The sequence below is a fragment of the Pseudomonas sp. RP-B7 genome, from assembly GCF_059803535.1.
Map to the genome: position 1 here is coordinate 13,495 of NZ_JAPFHC010000003.1, position 21,152 is coordinate 34,646.

The following is a 21,152-nucleotide window of genomic DNA, read 5'->3' on the forward strand; positions in this document are numbered from 1 at the left end:
CACGGCGATGGCGAGCGGAGCACTGAAGAACAGCCCCGCCACGCCGCCGATCATCGCGGTGGCCATATACGGCACGCTGCTCACTACGGCCGGCAGCCACGCATCCTGACGCGGCACGCCGGGCTTGCCTGCGCTGATGCGCCGGTACAGCGCCTGGGCGCGGCGGATTTCATCGGCACTGGGCTTGACCCGTACCGACTCGAAGCCGACCACCGTACTGCCGTCGAAGATCGGCGTGACGTAAGCGTTGACCCAATAGTGATCGCCGTTCTTTGAGCGGTTCTTGACGATGCCCATCCACGGCAGGCCCTGCTTGAGGGCGCTCCACATATGGGCAAAGACCGCAGGTGGGACATCGGGGTGACGCACGATGTTTTGCGGTGCGCCGATCAGATCGGCCCGCTCGAAACCGCTGATGTCGACAAAGGCGTCGTTGCAGTAGGTGATCACACCTTGAACGTCGGTGGCGGAAATAAGTTTTTGCTGCGGCGCGAGTGAAATCTCACGCTGTGTAACAGGCTGGTTATTGCGCATTCCGACTACTCCATGGTTGCACTTAGCCAATCGGCCACAGCAGCAAAAAGATTAATGCACATTTGATATTTCGCCATCCGCTGGTCAAAAGCCTGAAACTTCTCGGTGAAAGACTTCATAATGGCGGCCATTTTTGTTTAGCCCGTTATTCTGGTGTGCCCGCATGGAAATCAAGGTCAACTTTCTCGACAACCTTCGACTTGAAGCCAAATTCGACGACTTCACGGTCATTGCCGACCAGCCCATCCGCTATAAAGGCGATGGCTCGGCGCCGGGGCCGTTCGATTACTTCCTGGCTTCGTCGGCGTTGTGTGCGGCGTACTTCGTGAAGTTGTATTGCGCAACCCGCAATATCCCCACGGACAATATCCGTTTGTCACAGAACAACATCGTTGACCCGGAGAACCGCTACAACCAGATCTTCAAGATCCAGGTCGAGTTGCCGGCGGATATTTCCGATAAAGACCGCCAAGGCATCTTGCGTTCCATCGACCGTTGCACGGTCAAAAAAGTGGTACAGGCCGGCCCTGAGTTCGTCATCGAAGAAGTCGAAAATCTCGATGCCGACGCCCAGGCCTTGCTGATGCCCCACTCGACGTCAGCGGCGGGCACCTACATCGCCGGCAAAGACCTGCCGCTGGAGCAGACCATCGCCAATATGTCCGGGATTCTGGCCGGGCTGGGCATGAAGATCGAGATCGCGTCGTGGCGCAATATCGTGCCCAACGTGTGGTCGCTGCATATCCGCGATGCCCACTCGCCGATGTGCTTTACCAACGGCAAGGGTGCCACCAAGGAAGGCGCACTGGCGTCGGCGTTGGGCGAGTTCATCGAACGGCTCAACTGCAACTTCTTCTATAACGATCAATTCTGGGGTGAAGAACTGGCCAACGCGCAGTTCGTGCATTACCCGGATGAGCGCTGGTTCCAGCCCGGGCCCAACGATGAGCTGCCGCCTGAGATCCTCGACGCCCACTGCCTCAAGGTCTACAACCGCGACGGCGAGTTGCGTGGCTCGCACCTGTTCGACACCAACTCGGGCAATGAAGCACGCGGTATTGTTTCGCTGCCGTTTGTGCGCCAGTCCGACGGTGAGGTGGTGTACTTCCCATCCAACCTGATCGAAAACCTTTACCTGAGCAACGGCATGAGCGCGGGCAACACCTTGGCCGAAGCCCAGGTGCAGTGCCTGTCGGAGATTTTCGAGCGGGCGGTGAAGCGGGAAATCATCGAAGGCGAATTCGCCCTGCCGGATGTGCCGGCCGAGGTGTTGGCCAAGTACCCGGGGATTCTTGCCGGTATCCAGGGCCTGGAAGCCCAGGGCTTTCCGGTGCTGGTCAAGGACGCGTCCCTGGGCGGTGAATTCCCGGTGATGTGCGTGACCCTGATGAACCCGCGCACCGGCGGCGTGTTCGCTTCCTTCGGCGCCCACCCGAGCCTGGAAGTGGCGCTGGAACGCAGCCTCACCGAGCTGCTGCAAGGCCGCAGTTTTGAAGGCTTGAACGACCTGCCGGCGCCGACCTTCGAAGGCCAGGCGGTGACAGAGCCGAACAACTTCGTCGAGCACTTCATCGACTCCAGCGGTGTGGTGTCGTGGCGCTTCTTCAGCGCACAGTCGGACTACGAATTTGTCGAGTGGGACTTCACAGGTAAAGGCGCAGATTCCAACGCCGAGGAAGCCGCGACGCTGTTCGGCATTCTTGAAGGCATGGGCAAAGAGTCCTACATGGCGGTGTACGAACACCTCGGCGCAACCGCCTGCCGCATCCTGGTGCCGGACTACTCGGAAATCTACCCGGTGGACGACCTGATCTGGGACAACACCAACAAGGCGCTGTTTTTCCGCGCCGACATCCTCAACCTGCACAGCCTGGATGATGCCGAGCTCAACGCCCTGGTCGAGCGTCTTATCGAAAGCGAGCTGGACGACTACACCGATATCACCACCTTGATCGGCATCGAGTTCGACGACAACACGGCCTGGGGCCAGTTGACCATCCTGGAGTTGAAACTGCTGATCTTCCTCGCCTTGCAGCAGCACGAGGAAGCCAAGGAGTGCGTGGAGATGTTCCTGCAGTACAACGACAACACCGCCGATCGTGGCTTGTTCTACCAGGCGATGAATGCGGTGCTGGAGATGCAACTGGACGACGACCTGGAGTTGGCGGACTACGAAGCCAACTTCCGCCGCATGTTTGGCGATGAGCGGATGGATGCGGTGATTGGTTCGGTCAATGGCAGTGTGCGTTTCTACGGTTTGACGCCGACCAGCATGAAGCTCGAAGGCCTGGATCGCCATCAGCGCCTGATCGAAAGCTACAAGAAGTTGCACGCGGCGCGGGCCAACATCACCTCAAGCTGATCCCGACACGTGTAGGCGCTGGCTTTTCTGTGGGAGCTGGCTTGCCTGCGATAGCATCACTTCGGTTGACCTGATACACCGAGGTGCCTGCATCGCAGGCAAGCCAGCTCCCGCAACAAGCAGCTCCCACACAAGCCAGCTCCCAGGCAGGCCTTAGATGTGGGCCAAGGCTCGCGCCAGGTCCGCACGCAAATCCTCCACGTCCTCGACGCCCACCGACAGCCGCACCAACCCATCACCAATGCCCAATTGGGCCCGTGTGGCGGCGGGGATGCTGGCGTGGGTCATGATCGCCGGGTGTTCGATCAGGCTTTCCACGCCCCCCAGGCTTTCGGCCAGGGCGAAGATCTTCACGTTTTCCAGAAAGCGTGTGGCGCCAGCCAGGTCACTGTTCAAGTCCACTGAAATCATCCCGCCAAAGCCGCACATCTGCCGACGTGCCAGTTCGTGCTGTGGGTGGGACGCGAGGCCTGGGTAGTAAACCCGAGAGACTTGCGGTTGCTGTTCCAGCCAGGTGGCCAACTCCAGTGCGTTGCTGCAATGACGCTCCATGCGCAGCGCCAGGGTTTTCACGCCGCGCAGGGTGAGAAAGGCGTCGAACGGGCCGGCGATGGCGCCCACCGAGTTCTGCAGGAAACCCAGGCGCTGCGCCAGTTCAGGGTTATCCCCGACAATCGCGATGCCGCCGATCACATCCGAATGGCCATTGAGGTACTTGGTGGTGGAATGCACCACCACATCAAAACCCAGTTCCAGCGGTCGCTGGACCCAGGGGCTGGCAAAGGTGTTGTCGGCCACGCAGAGAATCCCGCGCGCCCGGCAGATGCGCGCGATGGCGCCAAGGTCGGTGAGGCTCAGCAGCGGGTTGCTCGGCGTTTCGACCCAGACCATGCGCGTGTCGTCCTGCAAGCTTGTTTCAAACGCCCGCACATCACTCAGGTCGACAAAGCTGAAACGGTGCCCGGCGCTGCGTTGGCGCACCTTGTCGAACAGCCGGAAGGTGCCGCCATACAGGTCATTGCCGGAGACCACGTGCGCGCCCGCATCCAGCAGTTCCAGCACCGTCGAGATCGCCGCCAGCCCCGAGGCGAACGCGAACGCCTGGGTGCCGCCCTCCAGGTCTGCCACGCAGCGTTCCAGGGCAAAGCGGGTCGGGTTGTGCGAGCGCCCGTAGTCGAAGCCTTTGTGCACGCCGGGGCTGTCTTGCAGGTAGGTGGAGTTGGCGTAGATCGGCGGCATCAGCGCGCCGGTGGTCGGGTCGGGGGCTTGCCCGGCGTGGATGACACGGGTGGCGAACGCGCTTTTATCGGGCTGGCTCATGCAAGAGATCTCCGCAAATGGTTGAGCAGATCGACGCGGGTGATCAGGCCATGGAAGCCCGAGGCGTCGGCGATGATCGCGACCAGGCCGCGGTCCAGTTCTTCTTGGAGTTCGGCGAGGCTGGCGCTGGGAGGCAGGGTTTCGAGGGCTTCGGTCATGGCGCTGGCGACGACCATGTTGAAATCAGCCGCATCGTGGTGCAGGCCCAGCAGAATGTCGGACTCATCGATCACACCAACCAGTTGCTTGCCATCCACCAGCACCGGCAGTTGCGACACATCCGCCAGGCGCATGCGCTGGAAGGCCGTCAGCAGGGTGTCGTCGGGGCCTACGCTGATCACGCGGCCGTCTTCAAAGCGCCGGGCAATCACGTCGCGCAGGTCGCCGTAATGGGTGTAGTGCAGCAGCCCCGCATCCTTCATCCACTGGTCGTTGTAGACCTTCGACAGGTAGCGCGTGCCGGTGTCGCAGACAAAGCTGACCACACGCTTGGGCGAGGTCTGTTCGCGACAGTAACGCAGCGCGGCAGCGAACAGTGTGCCAGTAGATGAGCCGCCAAGGATGCCCTCGGCCTTGAGCAACTGGCGGGCGTGGTCGAAGCTCTCTTCATCGCTGATGGAGTAGGCGTGGCGCACGCTGGAGAGGTCGGCAATCGACGGGATGAAGTCTTCACCGATGCCTTCCACCGCCCACGACCCCGGCGGCTGCAGCGTGCCACTGCGGCTATATTCAGCCATCACCGAACCCACCGGATCGGCCAGCACCATCTCAAGCGCAGGTTGCACGCGCTGGAAAAAACGGCTCAGGCCGGTGAGGGTGCCGGCCGAGCCGACGCCCACCACAATTGCGTCGACGTCGTGCTGGGTTTGCGCCCAGATCTCCGGCGCGGTGCCTGTCTCGTGGGCCAGCGGGTTGGCCGGGTTGTTGAACTGGTCGGCGAAAAACGAATCCGGGATGTCCGCTGCCAGGCGCGCAGCGACATCCTGGTAATACTCGGGGTGGCCCTTGCCCACGTCGGAGCGGGTGATATGCACCTCGGCGCCCATGGCCTTGAGGTGCAGCACTTTTTCCGTGGACATCTTGTCGGGCACCACCAGCACCACGCGGTAGCCCTTGGCCCGGCCGACCAGCGCCAGGCCCAGGCCGGTATTGCCGGCGGTGGCTTCGATGATGGTGCCGCCGGGGCGCAGACGGCCGTCGCGCTCGGCGGCGTCGATCATGGCCAGGCCGATGCGGTCCTTGATCGAACCGCCGGGGTTTTGCGACTCCAGTTTGAGAAACAGTGTGCAGGGGCCGGTATCGAAACGGCTGACCCGAACCAGCGGCGTGTTGCCGATCAGTTCGAGCACGGCGGGGCGTGGGAGGCTGGGCATGGTGTCACCTGTTACGGGTTGACGTAGGTGGGACAACAAAGTGCAAAGCGTGCCTTGGACCATAGGCCGGGATCGCACCGGTCGCAACCGGGCGGCCCGCCGCATGTCTGTTTTTGGCGCATCAGCCGGGTAGCTTGCACACCTGCTGCAAGCGCCTGACCACCGCGTCACTGGCCGCTTGCATCGGCGCGCGCAGCTCGCGGCTGATCAAGCCTTCCAGGGCCAGCGCAGCCTTGACCGGCGCCGGGTTCGGCTCGATAAACATCGTGTTGATCAGCGGCAGCAGTTGGAAGAAGGTCGCACGGGCTTCGGCCAATTGGTTATCCCGCACCTGTTGCCACAGCGCGACGAATTGCTCGGTGTGCACATGGGCCGACGCCGCAATCGCGCCGCTGGCGCCCAGGCACAGCGCGTTGAAGATGTGCAGGTCTTCGCCGCACAACACATCCACCTGACCGCTCGCCAGCAATGCCAGGGTATTGGCCAGGTTGCCGCCACAATCCTTGATCGCGACGATGCGCTCGTGCGCGACGATATTCAGCAAGGTGGCTTGTTCGAAGGTCGCGCCGGTGCGGTAGGGAATGTCGTACAAGATGATCGGCACACTGGACGCATCCGCCACCGTGCGGAAAAACGCCTCCAACCCTGCCTGGGATGGGCGGATATAACTGGGCGCCGGCACCAGCAAACCCGCGACCGGACGCTGGAGGATGGCCTGCTGGAACTGCAGCAATTCAATCTGATTGTTGCCCGACAACCCCATCACCACACGCTGCGCGGGCACCAACTGCAACACCACATCCAGCACCGCCAATTGTTCCTGGCGGCTCAGCGCGGCGGCTTCGCCGGTGGTGGTGCACACCATGATCCCGGCTACATGCTTTGCCAGCAGATGGCTGACCAGGCGGCGCAGGCCGATAAAGTCGATGGCACCGTCCTGGAACGGCGTGACCACGGGAACCCAGATACCTTGAAACGCTGACATGCACTTTCTCCTGATGATTGACCGATCAAGTCACCGTCAGAAGGGCAGAGGCAATTGTGCAGAGGGGGGAGACCGTCGCGCTCAATGTCCTGTCAGCTCATCTGACGGGACAGCGCGCCCCGGTCACATGAGCGACTGTTTCTTCGATTTGAGGGCGTGCGCCACGCAACCTTGCGCCTTGGCCACGGAGCCAATGACGGAAAGGTTAACCAGCGACTTAGCAGACATGAATTGTCACACCCTGAATGAGGCGCTCATCTTCAGGGGATGTGAACGAATGTGTCAAGCCCCGGCGACGGCGGCTTCAATCGCGGCAATGTCGATCTTGGTCATGCCCATCATCGCGTCAAAAGCGCGCTTGGTGGTGGCCGGGTTGGGGTGGGTGACCGCTGCGGTCAGTGCCCGTGGCGTGATCTGCCACGACAGCCCCCACTTGTCCTTGCACCAGCCACAAGCGCTGGCCTGGCCGCCGTTATCGATGATGGCGTGCCAGTAGCGATCTGTTTCGGCCTGGTCATCGGTGGCCACCTGAAACGAGAACGCTTCGCTGTGGGGGAAGGCCGGTCAGCCGTTGAGGCCCAGGCAGGGGATGCCCATGACGGTGAACTCGACGGTCAGCACATCGCCTTGCCTACCTGCCGGGTAGTCGCCGGGGGCGAGGTGTACCGCTTGCACGGCGCTGTCGGGGAAGGTCTTGGCGTAGAAGGTTGCGGCTTCCAGGGCGGTGCCGTTGTACCAGAGGCAGAGGAGTGGAGTCACAATTGTTGCCCGAGCAGCCCAAATGCCGTTAACCAGCCACACACTTATGGGGTTCTGGTATCAGTCCTATGCGATTCACCCGGTTTATCCATCAATGCGTGAGCAGGTAGTTTGCTCTCAAAGCAATCACGCACTGATTTTTCGGGAGACTCCGCACGATGAGATCCACACTGAAAACCAGCCTCATGGCGGCGATGATCGGCATGTCCGGCGCTGAACTCCAGGCGGCAGACTACAAGATGGCCTGTAGATAGCCGCCAACGTCTACACCCCGGCGAACTATGACGCGGCTAAGAAATGGCCTGGTACGGCGCAACGGCTACCAGGACTCCCAAGTCGCGACCATCCAGGAGCGCCTGCAACAAGCCTCGGCCGCCCGCGCCCAGGAAGCCGGCGGTGGCGCAGTGGTGTACACCGGCGACGTCAAATTGACCGATGAACAAGTCGCCAAACTGCCGTATGACCTGTATCGCCAAGGCTTTGAGTATTACGGCAAGACCCACGCGCACCCGAATTCAACCTTCAAGTACACCTTGAGCAGTCTGCTGGACCTGATGAGCTTCGACGCCACCGACCAGATCGGGTTGATCGACAAACCGCTGCTAATGATCGCAGGCAGCAAGGCCGACAGCCTTTACATGTCTGAGCAAGCCTTCGCCAAGGCCACCGGTACCCAGGACAAGCAGTTGTTCAAGATCGAGGGTGCCACGCACATCGAGACCTATTGGGCGCCCGCTCGGCGTGGCATACGCATCGGGCGGGGCAGCGTTTGGTGGTGATGTCGGGCGTGGGGTTGACCCAGGAGTGGGGCAAACCTGCGCAGCGCATCCAGCACATTCAGAGGCGTGTGATATGGCTGCCCCTTGGCGAGAGGCAGCGCGCATTACTGCAAAGGCACATAAATATCGGTCTGCCATTGATCCTGCGGTGTCTCGGGGAAAATGCTCAGATACTCGAAGAACAGCGGCTGGTCCCGCAGCTCCTCGCCGCTGGTAGGCAGCCAGTCGCGATAGATCGGATAGATCGATTCGCCGATATGATCCGGCGAGCCCACGTGACGCACCACCACGCAACGCCCGCCAGGGATAACCCGCTCGGTTACGCCGAACTCATTCGCGGCGACGGCCTCGTGAATCTCGCCGCAGATTGCAAACCGGAACTCTTCGGCCGGGGTCGTATCGGGGTTGCCGAACGGAATACCAAAGCTGCGACTGGAGGCCACCGGCGACTGCCCGCTCTGCATGCGCCATTCGATAAATTTACGCACGCTCTCTCCCACGAGCGCGGGCGCTCCGCGATGCTCCAAGGCTGCAACCCGGACTGCGCAAAACTCGACGATTCGTATCTGCATGATGATGTTCCTGGAAAAATGAGGGATGGTGAACACCGCACTCCAGACCTGCCAATTCGGTTGTTTCCTGAAGGCACTCGGCGTCGTACCGAACGCGCGCCTGAACGCCCTGGAAAACGCTTCGGGGCTTTCGAAACCCGCACCGAACGCGGCGTCCAGCACCGAGTAGTCCGCGCCGGAAGACAAGCAATGCGCTGCGCGTCGTAGTCGCATCAGTTGCACATAACGCGAAACAGGCACGCCAACGAACGCGGTGAATTGTCGGTGGAAGTGAAACGCCGAAAAATTCGCGACCTGGCTTAACGTGTTCACCGACAAGTCACCTTCAAGATTGGCGTCGATGTAGGCGAGCACCAGGTCGAAGCGTTTTGTGTAGGCGGCGTTGCTCGGCAAGTCAGGCACTGGATGGAGGCTCCGGAAGATACGGTAGGCAGTAGAGTCGACGAGATCGGCGTGCCCGTGCCTAGCCGTGTTTGCTCAGGTCGCAATTGAATTGACGGATCGCTTATTCGGGAATTCCGCTCACCGTATGCACTACGCGCATTGCACAAGGAGGTCGCGCCCCTTGCGGTTCGACCTGCTCGCATTGCTTCAGCAACGGATAGGCATCGGCAAACTTCATAGCCGCCACCTGTTCGGGGTGCTGCTGCGAAACAAAACAGTGCTCGAACCGGAAGGCGGCATACACCTCGGGCAGCAAGGCCGGGTAGTCGTAAACCTCGTCGACGATACTCTTCAACATCTGGGACATCGGCCCGTTGACCGCAGGGGAAATCCTGGAGAGCAGCTCATCCTTGGCGACGCCCGCTTGCCTGGCCTCAATAGCTTGTTTCGACGCACCGATGGAGGCCTGCATTCCCTGCGGAAACGGACAATCAGACGCCGCCCATGCAGAGGCCGACGCCATGCAACTCAGAACAGTGAAAACAGCGGCCATCCTTGCCATGAATTTTCCTCGGTTGTCGCAAGCGTTGTCGAAATAGGCTGCGGATTTTAACGGATGTTGGTTGATGATGGGGTTCCGTTGAACGGGTTCGTTTTGGGCTGCGTTCTGGCTCTCATGGCGGGCGAGAATCGGCCAAGAGCGGACACCAACAGCGTCTACGAAAGCCGGGGCGATTCACTCTCGGTTGAAAGCAGCCTGTCAATAACGGGGAAACTCCCTAAAACAGCATCCATCCGTCACATCCCAGCTTTAGCCCCGGCCCAACCTGCCGATAACCCTACTATTCGCATGCCTATACCTGCCCACCCTTGATCGAGTCGACCACATGAACCCACTTACCCTTCTAAAAAAAGCCCGGGCCGATCGTCAAGGCACCGCCACGCTCACCAGTACTGCCAACGACCTGGACGCCGCACTCACCGCCTTACGCATCACCCCCACCCTGATCACCGGCTTTATCTCGCCGCATCTGGACATCGACGTAATCGCCGCCAAGCTCAAACGCCGCTTCCCCCAATCCACCATCAGCCTCTGCACCACCTCCGGCGAACTCTGCAATGCGCCCAATTCGTTGTATTGCGCCACCGGCGATCGCTGGGATCGGATCGTGTTGCAGTTGTTCGACGACAGTCTGATCGCCTCGGCCGAGGTGGCGATGGTGCCGTTGGAGTGTGAGGACATTCGCGGTGGCGGTAAGCGGTTGGGAATGCAGGAGCGAATTGCCAAGTTGGTGTCCAATATCAAGCGAGTGCAGGTACGCACGTCGATTGATCATCGCGATACGTTGGCGTATGTGGTGTTCGACGGGTTGTCGGCGTCGGAGTCGTTTTTTATGGAGGCGCTTTATGAGTCGGGGCGGTTTCCGTGTTTGTTTGTAGGGGGATCGGCCGGGGGTAAGTCGGATTTCCAGAAGACGCTGATTCATGACGGTCAGCGCAGCTATCAGAACCATGCACAGATTGTGTTCCTGAAGACGGCGGCGCATGTGCGATTTGGGGTGTTCAAGAGCCAGAACTTTAAACCGGCGGATTTGACCTTCAGTGTGCTGACCGCGTCGGTTGAGGACCGCACGATTGACCAGGTGATCGACAGCAACGGCAATATCAAGAGCATGGTGCAAGCACTGTGTGATGCTTTCAGTTGCGCGCCCCAGGCGCTGGAGTCGAAGCTGGCGGACTATTCGTTTGCGATTCGGGTGGGCAGTGAGTTGTTTGTACGATCCATCGCGCGTATCGATTATGAGCAGCAGATCGTGCAGTTGTTTTGCGACGTGGCGCCGGGCGAGGAATTGGTGATGGTGCGGCGTACGCCGTTGCGTGAGGCGACGCGCCTGGACTATGAGCAGTTCCTGCGCGGCAAGGGTGGCCAGCCGGTGGCGGGGATTTTGAATGACTGCATTTTGCGCCGGCTGAACAACGGCGCCGAGCTGGGCAGCATGGCCGGCATTTTTGGTGATGTACCGTTGGCGGGTTTTTCGACCTTTGGGGAGATTTTGGGCTTGAACCTGAATCAGACGTTGACGGCGATTTTCTTCTTTCGGGTGGCCAAGGGTGCGAGTTTCAGTGATGAGTACGTGGACAATTTCATCGCCCATTACGGCGAGTTCAAGGCATTTTTCCTACGGCGCCAGGTGAAGAAGTTGGCGGGGTTGAACCATGTGGTGGTCAAGCAGATTACCGCGTTCAAGAACAATGACTTCAGCAATACCCTCAATACCCGTGGGCTGGACCGCAATATCCTGCCGGTGTTCGAAGGCTTGGCAGACTTAGGCATGGTGTTGGCCCATGCCGAGCGTCAGCAGGAGGACATCGCCGCGCAGCTCAAGCATTACTCGGGTGAGTTGCACGCGTCGATGGATGAACTGGTGGGTACGATCGACCAGCAGAACGCCGTGTCTGCCCAGGCCGGAACAACGGTGGAAGGGCTTTCCAGCCAGGCGGATGTGGCGGTAGAAGGTGCGCGCACGCTGGCCGGGTCGAGTTTGCGTATCCAGTCGATTGTGCAGGTGATCCAGCAGATCGCCGGGCAGACCAACCTGCTGGCGCTTAACGCCGCCATTGAAGCGGCGCGCGCGGGCGACCTGGGCCGGGGTTTTGCGGTGGTGGCGGATGAAGTGCGCAAACTGGCGGAAATCACCCGTAAGAATGCGGCGGAAATCGGCGTGGATATTGACCTGCTGTCCAGTGAGATCCAGCGCGTTGCCCAACAGATCGAAGACCAATCCACCGGCGTCGGCGCGTTGCGCGAAATGCTCGATGCACTGGAGGCATCGAGCCGCGCGACCGAGGGTACGGCGCAACGCACTAAAACCATTGCGGATACGTTGACCGGGCTCACCCATGCCTAGGCGCAAGCCGAGTCGCCAGGGCTACAACGCTCATTGGCAATAAAGCGTTTTTACACACTGTGGGTCGATTGCAGTCGTTCATGACAGTCTGCAATCGGCCAAAAGCGGACAATGATTGAAAAATAAATCTGAGATGGTTCCCTTTTAGATGATGCGCATGTTGAGGATGCAGAATGGCTAGCTGTTGTCGAGGTGCGTAGGGCGCGCTTGACCACTCCCCAGAGTGCCAAAAAACAGAACAGCTGGGTTCGCGGTGGGAGTTTTCGATTGCTACCGCCTTCACAAGCTGGTGTATTGGTCTACGCTGAGGCGGCAAAAGGCCACTGCCTACTCAGGGTTCTAGGATGACGTGCGCCATATCTAAGGCCGCCCCTTGGCTTGTTCCCTAACGTTTCCTCTCCACGGATGCGAGACATGATTGAATCGATCACCCTTTCCGGCATAGCAACCTACAGCCCTGTAACCCCCGAAACGATTCAAAACCTGAAGGCTGTGAACTACTTCTACGGTGCAAACGGAGCAGGCAAGACGACGATCAGCAGGCTGATAAACAACCCAGCGCTTTCAGCTACCTCCAGGGTCACGTGGGCGAAGGGCGATCCGATTCCGGCAATGGTCTACAACAACGATTTCATCGCTTCGAATTTCACTGACTCGACGCAGTTCAAAGGTGTGTTTACGCTGGGCCAGGCCGAGCAGTCGCAACTTGATCACCTGGAAGAGCTCAAGAAGGAAAGAGACCGCCACGCGCTATTCAAAACCAGAGCGCAAGAAAACCTGAATGGCCCAGACGGTAAGAGCGGGAAGATCGCCGAAAAAAATGCCCTGGAAGAAAAGCTTGTAGGACGGTGTTGGGAACAAAAGCAGAAGCACGATGATGAGTTTCACGGGGCTTTTAAAGGCCTAAGAAATAACCGGGAGGCCTTCAAAAATAGGGTTTTGCAGGAGAGCAAAAGTAACACCTCCCAGTTGGTTGATATCGAAGACCTGCGCAAACGCGCAAGCGTACTTTATGGTGACGCACCATTACCCATGAATGCTGTCTCCGATCTTGACCTGTCTCGCTTGGTCGCGCTTGAGCAAAACACTGTCCTGGGTAAGAAAGTCGTCGGCAAAGAGGATGTCAATATATCTGCGATGATCCAGCACTTGGGAAACAGTGACTGGATTAGACAAGGTATGAAGTACTTGGGCCATACCGACGATGACTGTCCTTTCTGTCAACAGAAATTGCCGCATGAATTCGAAAAAAGCCTTGAGGATTATTTCGACGAAACATTCGAAGCTGAAACTAGAGCTCTTTCGCAGTTTCGGGATACTTATTACGCAATAGCAGATGGTCTGTTAGCCCAGGCTCAAATAATCCTGGCCACGGATTGTTCGCATCTAGATAAAGAGAAACTTGATCTTGAATTGCAGGCCCTGAATGCAATCATGTTGGTGAACAGGCAACGCATCGACCACAAGGTGGCTAGCCCCAGTGTTGCCGTGGAGCTGGCAGGTCTTGCAGAGATTCCACTTAGAGTTTCTGAGCTGATCAATTCAGCTAACCTCAAGGTATCTGAACATAATCGTCTTGTTTCAGGGTTCTCCGTTGAGCAGAATAAGTTAACAGATGCAGTATGGCGGTATCTTCTTGATGTTGAACTTAAAGACACTCTTGCTGATTACACTAAAGATGTGGGTCGTGTCGGCAAAGCAATTGATGGCATCACTGCAAGCGTGGATAAAGCGACGGTAGATATATCCACAGCTGACGCAGAAATTGCAAAGATTGAAACTTTGCTGACAAGTGTGAAACCTACTGTCATTGCGATCAATAAAATCCTGAAAGACTTTGGGTTTCGGAGCTTCTCCCTAGATCCTGCGTGTGCCGATAATTCATATCGCCTGATCAGAAGCGATGGAACTGATGCTAAAGCAACGCTCAGCGAAGGCGAAAAGACCTTCGTTACTTTCCTGTACTTCTATCACTTGCTTAGGGGAAGTATCTCGACCTCAGGTATCAGTACTGATCGAATAGTCGTCATTGATGACCCGGTTTCAAGCCTGGATAGCGATGTGCTGTTCATCGTGAGCAGTTTGATCAAAAAGCTCTTTCACGAGGTTCGCCAGAAGGGCAATAACCTAAAACAGATCTTTATCCTGACCCATAACGTCCACTTTCATAAAGAAATTACCTTTAATCCCCAGAGGACTGGAGATGCTTCTATTAAGGATGAGACGTTTTGGGTAGTACGCAAGCCCGATCATTTCTCGAAGATTGAGTGCTTTGAGAATAATCCCATTAAGACGTCCTACCAGTTGCTGTGGGCAGAGTTGACGAAAAAACCATTGCCGGCGCTTACCATTCAAAATACCATGCGTAGGATCTTGGAGAATTACTTCAAGATTCTAGGAAACATAGATACGCATGTCATCATCGACAAGTTCGAAGGGCAAGAGAAGGTTCAATGTCAATCATTAATTAGCTGGGTGAACGACGGATCCCACTATTCGCCAGATGATCTCTACGTGGCAATAAGCGATGGTATGGCACACAGCTATATGAAGATCTTCTTCAAGGTCTTTAAGGCTATGGAACATATGCCTCATTATAAAATGATGATGGGCCGAGACTTTGTCGATTTAGATCCTGTAGAGGATGAACCAGAAGATGAGGCGTTGTTCGGAAATGTTGGCGGCACTGCAGTTGGGGAGGATGCACTTATCGTTGTTTCAGGGGAGTCTGGTGACGTAGGCGCTGTCGAGCCATTGCGCACTGCTGCGTCCTTGGTAATCCCCATTGTAGCGCAGTCTCCTAAGCCATTCTCAGCTGGGGCCGATGGTTCGGGTACTGATATCCCATTCTGAGTCGCTTGATCATGAGCCGGCGTGCTTGGTGGTACGCCGGTTCAAGAGCTTCTGCCTCGGTGCGATAATCGCCATATCTATATGAATTGTCCCGGGCTCTGTAGGGGCCTCCAAATCTCAAAATAGAGCCTTGGTGAACGTCTGCTTCTGGCCGAAATCCGCCCCTCAACACCGCAGCGTTTTCGTCCGGAAAAAAACGCCATTCATAAATGTCTGAAAGAGGGCGCGCAGGCACCCACCTCAAGGACGATACAACCCTGTCGCATTCCGCCAGTACAAGGTTTGCTCGAACTGAAAGCTAATGAGAAAGAGCGCCGAACACGACTGGAATATGGATTGAGCGAGTTTATCCAAATCTTCCATTGCCGATTCCCCCTCTGGTTCGGGCCCTTTGATTCTAATGGTGCAACGCACAGCGACAGGGAAGTCGATCCCCATTTTATGCTCGGCATAAATCGTTGGGTCATCGCGTACGCCATGGGTGCTCAATTTGAGTCCCGAGGTAAATTCAGCGTACAGCCCATTTGCTGTGACCTCGATTTCCAGAGCACCAGCCTGCGCAAGTGCTTTGCTCAGCGTCGAAATGGTGAGCGTACTGTCAGCTTCCAGGCACAGATCAAGACTCATGAATCGTTCCTCTTCCTTGGCAACACAAAGCGGTGGCCGGTCAACATGCAAATGTCCTTGTGCGCTCGCACCCAACTAGCCCGCTGGCGCATGCAGACGAACGTAGTAATTGTCGAACTCGCCGCTTTCGACGAACTGGAAACCGTGGCGGGTGTAAAAACGATTCGAGGCACTCTGTTTCAGCGCGCCGACTTTAATTGGTAGTGCAACGGCATCCGCTTCGTTGAATAGCTGGGCCAGTACCGCAGAGCCGATGCCCGACCCTTGTGCGTTGGGTCGCACATACAAGTGGTCGAGCAACCATTCGCTCGGACGCTGTCGGACCACTACAAAGCCGACCTTTTCTCCCGACACTTCGATATAGCGCGTGTCGCGGGCTTCAAAACTGCCAACAAACCGCTCGCGGGCACGCACCGGATCGAAGCGTCCGACCTGCTCCAGGCTGTCGCGCATGGCTTCAATTCGAATGGCAACGAGATCGTCCAGGTCGCTGTGTTGTGCAGGGACTAACAGGGCAGGGGGATTGGGGGTGATAGGCATAGTTGCACGCGAGGTTCCATCCTGGGGTGGCCAGTATAGGGGCTATTCAGAAACGCGTGCGTTGGGACTGCAATGGCTCCAACGCATGCGTTTCCGGGCGGGTAGCCGTAGGTCGGAGCGCGGTCAGAAGGTGTATTTGGCGGTGACGCCGAAGCTGCGCGGGTTGCCGTAGGTGTCGGTGGAACCCCAGGTCGGACTGGTGGCAATGGCCGAATAGTAGGTGCGGTCGAAGATGTTGTTCACGTTCAGTTGCAGGTCCAGGTGCTTGTTGAGCTGGTAAGCGGCCATCACGTCGGCCACGGCGTAGCTGCCTTGTTCCAGGCGATAGGTGCTGCCGTTTGCGAGGGCGACATCGTTGTACATGCGGCTCTGCCAGTAGAGGTTGCCGCCGACCCGCAGTTTTTCCAGGGGGCCCTGGAAGCGGTACGAGGTGGTCAGCTTGAACAGGCGTTCCGGGGTATCGGTGTCGAAGCGCTGGTTTTTGTTGCTGGCGCTGTCTTTGACGTAGTGCGCACGGGTGTAGGTAAAGCCGCCGCCGACTTGCCAGTTTTCGGTGAGGGCGCCTTGCAGTTCCAGGTCGATACCTTGGCTGCGCACCAGGCCGGAGGCTTCGGAGCAGCTCTGTTGCGGGCAGCCTGCCTGGGTCGCAGGATCGGTCGCACGGTTTTTCTGGTCGATCTGGAACACCGCCAGGCTGGCGTTCAGCGCACCGTTGAAGTACTCGCCCTTGATGCCCATCTCGTAGTTTTCACCAACGATGGGTTCCAGCACCTTACCGGAAAAATCCTTGTTGCTTTGCGGGGTGAAGATGTCGGTGTAGCTGGCGTAGACCGAGTGGTGGTCGTCGAGGTCGTAGATCACACCGGCATAGCGCGTGAGGTTGCGGGTGACCTTGTAGTCGCCGTCGCCCTGGCGGTCGTCGTAGTCATACCAGTCGACGCGCGCGCCGAGGATCACCTTGAGTGGGTCGGCAAGGTTGAGGCGGGTGGTCAGGTAGACGCCGTCCTGGGTGGTGATGGCGTGGGTCTTGCCGTCGCGTACGAAGTCGGGCTTGGCGCCATTGAGCGGGTAGTTGGTGTCATACGGGCTGTATTCCTTGGAAGTGGCGTCGTAGATGCGCTTGCTGGTGCCGACCACCACTTCGTGAGTGCGGCCGAACGCTTCGACCGGGCCGCTGGCGAAGGTGTCGAAAGCGTATTGCTGGTCGTCCTGGTGCGATTGGTAGACGGTGCGCGCCAGGGTGGTCTGGTAGCGCGACTGATAGCTGCCGCTGAACACACCGTCGAGTTGCGAGGCGGAGCCGGCGACCTTGAGTTTCCAGCCGTTTTCGAAGCGCTGTTCGACGTCGCCGAATACGGTGTCGATGGTCAGTTTCTTGTTTTCCCAATCGGTGCCGGGGTTGGTGGAGCGGGGCAGGTTCAGGTGATGGCCGTCGGTACCGATGGGCAGGCCGCCCCAGAAGAGGTTGGTCTGGTCTTCCTGGCGCGACAGGCCGAGGGTCAGGGTGGTGTCTTCGCTCAGGTCGGCTTCGGTGATGCCGTAGAACAGACCGTGGTTGCTCTCTTCACCGTCGCGGAAGCTGTTGGCGTCGCGGTACGAACCGACCATACGCCCGCGCAAGGTGCCGCTGTCGTTCAGCGGGCCGGAGGCATCGAGTTCACCGCGATAATCATCCCAGCTGCCGGCGGCCCCGGTGATCGACACTTGCGGCGTGGCGGTGGGGCGCTTGCGCACGAAGTTGATCGCCGCCGACGGGTTGCCAGCGCCGGTGACCAGGCCGGTGGCGCCGCGAATCACTTCCACGCGGTCAAACATTGCCAGGTTGGGCTGCACACTGTTGCTGTAGCCGGAGTAGGCGCTGGGCAGGCCGTCGAACATCATGTTGTCGATGTCGAAGCCGCGCGAGCTGTAGGTCTGGCGGCCCGGGCCGCTGGCCTGGCTGAGGAACAGGCCGGGGGTGTTCTTGACCACGTCGTTGACGCTGGTCATGGCTTGGTCGTCCATGCGTTGGCGGGTAATGACGGTGCTGGCTTGCGGGGTTTCACGCGGGGTGAGCTTCAGCTTGGTGGCTGTGGCCATTTCGCCGGTGGTGTAGGACTGGGTGCCTTCGGTAGTTTCACCCAGTTGTTGCCCGGAGATTTCGGTGGCGCCGAGTTCCAGCGGTGCTGCGTGGGTGTCAGCGGCGGCCGCGAACGCGGCTTGAGGGCTGGCGATACAAATGGCCAGGGTCAGCAGGCAGGGTGAAAAACGGCCGCTGACGGAGGGTTGTATGGACATGCAGGTTGCTCTCCCCAAAATGCCGTCCCTGGCAAATAATAAAACGGTTGATAATTATTCGCATTAGGTTGGCAGCTTACGTCCTGTAATAAAAGCCTTAGCAGAGAGATAGTTAATAAAATTTTCACATTTGGCGGGGCACTGCGAACGTGCATTTCAAGCGGGGGGTATCGCAGCGGCGCACGTATCCGCTGCGATACAACACAGCACCTCAGAACGCCATTCTCAGTCCCAGCGTACCTTGCCGACCGTTGAAGGCATTGCTGTCCAGGTTGCGGTTGAAGCCCACTTCGCTGTACAGGCTGATGCCCGGCGCCACCGTGAGGTCGGCGCCGAGGCTGACGCCCATCGTAGTGGATTTCTGTTCGGTATCGATGTCGGTGACATCGGCAAAGGTCACCGTGTTTTTACCTCCACGGGTGTGCCAGATGTTGGCACGGGCATAGGGTTGCAATGGCATGCCACTGACCTGGTAATCACCGCGCAGACGTGCGCCGAGGCGGCTGGTGACGGTGGTGTCGGCTTTATACGCAACGTCGGAGATACCGTCGTTTTGGCTGTCCAGTTTGGTCTTGCCGATGATCAGTTGGGCCTGGGGTTCGACGACCCAGTTGGCTACCACCGGGAAAGACCAACCCACTTCCGCCGAAGCAGACACGTTATGCCCACGGGTTTTCATCTTCACGCCACGGTCCGACTCGTTGTGGCCGTCGAGGCGCGAGCCCATCAACACCAGGTCCAGATAAGCCCGGTTGGCGCCGATCAGTGTCCAATACACACCGAGGCTGTCGCTGCGCAGGGTGGTGCTGCCGGCGTCCTTATCCTGCCAGCCGTCGTTGAAACCCTTGATGTCGCCCTTCAAACGGCTATGGCCGACGAAGAACCCGGCGTGGTGCACCTGGCCGTCGTCGGTGGCGAGGGTAAAGAGGTCGGTGCCCACTTGAAACCCGGTTGTGGAGCTGTCCAACGTGGGGTTTACCGTGCCGGCGAAGCTTTGCCGGCTGCTGCTGCCGTAGACCCGGCCCCATCCCGTGTGAGGTAGGTCGGTCTGTTGCTGGTTCTGGTCACCCATGCGTTCGTGGTAAGTGCCAAGCATGCCTTGGACAATTTGCTGGGCGGCCGGAAACAGTGCGGCGTAGATCGATACTTCGGAGCGGTAGATTGGAATCGGGGTGATGACCGGGTTGGGCGGCAGCGGCGGTGTACCTGGCACCGGTTCCGGGAGCGGCGTGACGATCACCGGGTCCGGTGGTGGGATAACCGGTACCGTGGAGCGCAGGTAGTAGTTTTCTGCGGTGCCGTCGGTGACGCCACCCTTGAACAGATAGTAGGTAAATGCCCCTGCGGAAACGGAATGGGCCAGGCTAAAGGCACCGGCGCTACTGGTCGCACCGTTGGTGGCTTGCACTACCTGTATCCCGTCTTGCAACGAGCCTGCGCCCGCGCCGCCGAGGTTGGTGATGTCGATCTTGCTGGAGCCCTGGATCGTGCCTTTGCTGACCACCAGCTTGTCGCTGGCTGAGTTATCCGGCCCCAATACGGTCTGCAGGGCGAGCGTGCCGCCGGTCCCGATGTAATTGCCGTTGACGGTCAGGACGTCCGTGGCAGTGGTACTGCCGGTGGTCATGTCGATCATTCCGCGGTTAGTCAGGGTTGCCAACTGGTTGCTGTCAAATGCGCTGATGGCACCGGTGTTGACCAGCAGTCTGCTGCTGCCGTTGAGCGTCATGGCGCCGGTTCCCGTACCGGCATCGCCCAGTACAAAGGTGCCTCTAAGGGTGAAGGTGGCGTTGTTGTCCAGCGTCACCTGTTCCCAGTTGGTATAGCGTCCGGGAGTGGTCGCCTGGGTGTTGTCGAATGTCAGCGTGTCGGTGCCCGTACCGCCGTCAATCAGTGAGGTAGAAGACACAAGGGGTTCATTCAAGTTCTGTAGCAGCGCCGTATCGTTGTCGGGGCCGAGCAGAATGAAGCCGTTGATTTTGCCGCCACCGATCCAACTGAAACGATCGTTGCCGGTACTGGCGAGGATTTGCCCGTTGATGGTGCCGCCAGTGACGGTGATCGTGTCCACGCCACCGCTGGTGCTGACATTGCCGCCGATGTAGGCGGTGCCCGAGATCAAAATGGTGTCGTCATCAAAGCCGGTCACCAGGTTGTTGATGATGGTCCCGCCACTCATGTCGAACAGGTTCTTGTCGAGCTTCATGTCCACCCGACCGATCGTGCCGCCGGTCATCTTGGCATAATCACCGTCCTCGAACGCACGGGTAATCGTGCCGCCACTCATGGAGAACTTGTCGTGCCCGTCGCCCTGGGCCAATGAGTCAATCGTGCCGCCACTCATGGAGAAATCGTCAACGCCGGCCCCCTGGTTGATCGCGCCTGCCTGGCCACCGCTGACCTGCGCAACATCGGTCCCCGAGCCCTGGTTCACAGCCCCGGTGATCGTGCCCTTGTTCAAGCGAAAGATATTCGCGCCATCCCCCATGTTCACCGCGCCGTTGATCTGCGTGTCCGGTGCGTCCAGTTGCACCAGATCGTTGCCTGGGCCCAGGGTCACATTGCCATTGATCACGCTGTTGCCACTGGGGAACAACACTTGGTTGTCGCCGGTCGCTGCGTTGATGCCGGGGTCGGTGCCACTGGTACAGGTAAACACCTGGCCGGTGGCAGGGCTGCCGCTGACGACACAGGCGCCCTGGGACAGCAGCGGCCATGCCGCGAGGATCGCCGACGTGGCGAGGCCGAAGTACAGCGGGGGGCAAGTGCGTATACGCATAATCCGTCCTCATGAATGAGCAATGCGGCTCAAACCATGACAACGTGATGCGCGATATGGATCAGGGAATACGGGGTACCTGCTCAAAAACACCGGCCA

At 58.7% G+C, this 21,152-nt stretch carries 12 protein-coding genes and 4 pseudogenes; 5 read left to right on the forward strand and 11 right to left on the reverse strand.

Annotated features, from left to right (window positions below; translation table 11 throughout):
* Positions 1 to 261: 261 nt before the first annotated feature.
* Positions 262 to 534: pseudogene (locus OPU96_RS04300) on the reverse strand (PAS domain-containing protein); the annotation flags it as partial.
* Positions 535 to 697: 163 nt separating this feature from the next.
* On the opposite strand from OPU96_RS04300, the gene OPU96_RS04305 reads away from it, so the two are divergent.
* Positions 698 to 2,896: an OsmC domain/YcaO domain-containing protein gene (locus tag OPU96_RS04305; protein ID WP_498558698.1), complete on the forward strand. Its 2,199-nt coding sequence runs from the start codon at positions 698 to 700 to the stop codon at positions 2,894 to 2,896.
* 153 nt (positions 2,897 to 3,049) lie between these two features.
* On the opposite strand, the gene OPU96_RS04310 is transcribed toward OPU96_RS04305, so the two are convergent.
* The 4 genes and pseudogenes from OPU96_RS04310 to OPU96_RS04325 form a co-directional block, all read right to left on the reverse strand.
* Positions 3,050 to 4,216, reverse strand: a complete 1,167-nt coding sequence (locus OPU96_RS04310; RefSeq protein ID WP_498558699.1) for a cystathionine gamma-synthase — start codon at positions 4,214 to 4,216, stop codon at positions 3,050 to 3,052.
* Complete coding sequence (locus tag OPU96_RS04315) at positions 4,213 to 5,589, reverse strand: pyridoxal-phosphate dependent enzyme (RefSeq protein ID WP_463984784.1); 1,377 nt, start codon at positions 5,587 to 5,589, stop codon at positions 4,213 to 4,215. Before OPU96_RS04315 ends, OPU96_RS04310 begins: the two co-directional genes overlap by 4 nt.
* Positions 5,590 to 5,710: 121 nt before the next feature.
* Positions 5,711 to 6,574 (reverse strand): 4-hydroxy-tetrahydrodipicolinate synthase, encoded by an 864-nt coding sequence (gene dapA / locus OPU96_RS04320; RefSeq protein ID WP_498558700.1) that lies wholly within the window; start codon positions 6,572 to 6,574, stop codon positions 5,711 to 5,713.
* 282 nt (positions 6,575 to 6,856) lie between these two features.
* Positions 6,857 to 7,336: pseudogene (locus tag OPU96_RS04325) on the reverse strand (VOC family protein).
* Positions 7,337 to 7,629: 293 nt separating this feature from the next.
* On the opposite strand from OPU96_RS04325, the pseudogene OPU96_RS04330 reads away from it, so the two are divergent.
* Both OPU96_RS04330 and OPU96_RS04335 read left to right on the forward strand, forming a co-directional pair.
* A pseudogene (locus OPU96_RS04330) lies at positions 7,630 to 8,070 on the forward strand (alpha/beta hydrolase); the annotation flags it as partial.
* A pseudogene (locus OPU96_RS04335) lies at positions 8,061 to 8,162 on the forward strand ((R)-mandelonitrile lyase); the annotation flags it as partial. The pseudogenes OPU96_RS04330 and OPU96_RS04335, both read left to right, overlap by 10 nt.
* A 54-nt stretch (positions 8,163 to 8,216) precedes the next feature.
* Here the strand turns inward: OPU96_RS04335 and OPU96_RS04340 are convergent.
* Positions 8,217 to 9,086, reverse strand: a complete 870-nt coding sequence (locus OPU96_RS04340) for an AraC family transcriptional regulator (RefSeq protein WP_498558701.1) — start codon at positions 9,084 to 9,086, stop codon at positions 8,217 to 8,219.
* Between the two features lie 103 nt (positions 9,087 to 9,189).
* Positions 9,190 to 9,630 (reverse strand): hypothetical protein, encoded by a 441-nt coding sequence (locus OPU96_RS04345; RefSeq protein ID WP_305390918.1) that lies wholly within the window; start codon positions 9,628 to 9,630, stop codon positions 9,190 to 9,192.
* A gap of 325 nt (positions 9,631 to 9,955) precedes the next feature.
* Here OPU96_RS04345 and OPU96_RS04350 point away from each other — a divergent pair, with 325 nt between their 5' ends.
* Together OPU96_RS04350 and OPU96_RS04355 are read left to right on the forward strand one after the other, a co-directional pair.
* Positions 9,956 to 11,977 carry a methyl-accepting chemotaxis protein gene (locus OPU96_RS04350; protein WP_226456935.1) on the forward strand — a complete coding sequence of 674 codons (2,022 nt, stop codon included), beginning with the start codon at positions 9,956 to 9,958 and terminating at the stop codon, positions 11,975 to 11,977.
* Between the two features lie 414 nt (positions 11,978 to 12,391).
* Complete coding sequence (locus OPU96_RS04355) at positions 12,392 to 14,830, forward strand: AAA family ATPase (RefSeq protein WP_226456934.1); 2,439 nt, start codon at positions 12,392 to 12,394, stop codon at positions 14,828 to 14,830.
* 240 nt (positions 14,831 to 15,070) lie between these two features.
* On the opposite strand, the gene OPU96_RS04360 is transcribed toward OPU96_RS04355, so the two are convergent.
* The 4 genes from OPU96_RS04360 to OPU96_RS04375 all read right to left on the reverse strand — a co-directional run bounded on the left by OPU96_RS04360 (position 15,071) and on the right by OPU96_RS04375 (position 21,053).
* Entirely contained in the window at positions 15,071 to 15,457 is a 387-nt protein-coding gene (locus OPU96_RS04360; protein WP_498558702.1) for a hypothetical protein, read from the reverse strand.
* Between the two features lie 75 nt (positions 15,458 to 15,532).
* Positions 15,533 to 15,997: a GNAT family N-acetyltransferase gene (locus tag OPU96_RS04365; RefSeq protein WP_226456930.1), complete on the reverse strand. Its 465-nt coding sequence runs from the start codon at positions 15,995 to 15,997 to the stop codon at positions 15,533 to 15,535.
* Positions 15,998 to 16,120: 123 nt separating this feature from the next.
* Complete coding sequence (locus tag OPU96_RS04370; protein ID WP_498558703.1) at positions 16,121 to 18,274, reverse strand: TonB-dependent siderophore receptor; 2,154 nt, start codon at positions 18,272 to 18,274, stop codon at positions 16,121 to 16,123.
* Between the two features lie 211 nt (positions 18,275 to 18,485).
* Positions 18,486 to 21,053 (reverse strand): autotransporter family protein, encoded by a 2,568-nt coding sequence (locus OPU96_RS04375; protein WP_498558704.1) that lies wholly within the window; start codon positions 21,051 to 21,053, stop codon positions 18,486 to 18,488.
* Positions 21,054 to 21,152: the final 99 nt, after the last annotated feature.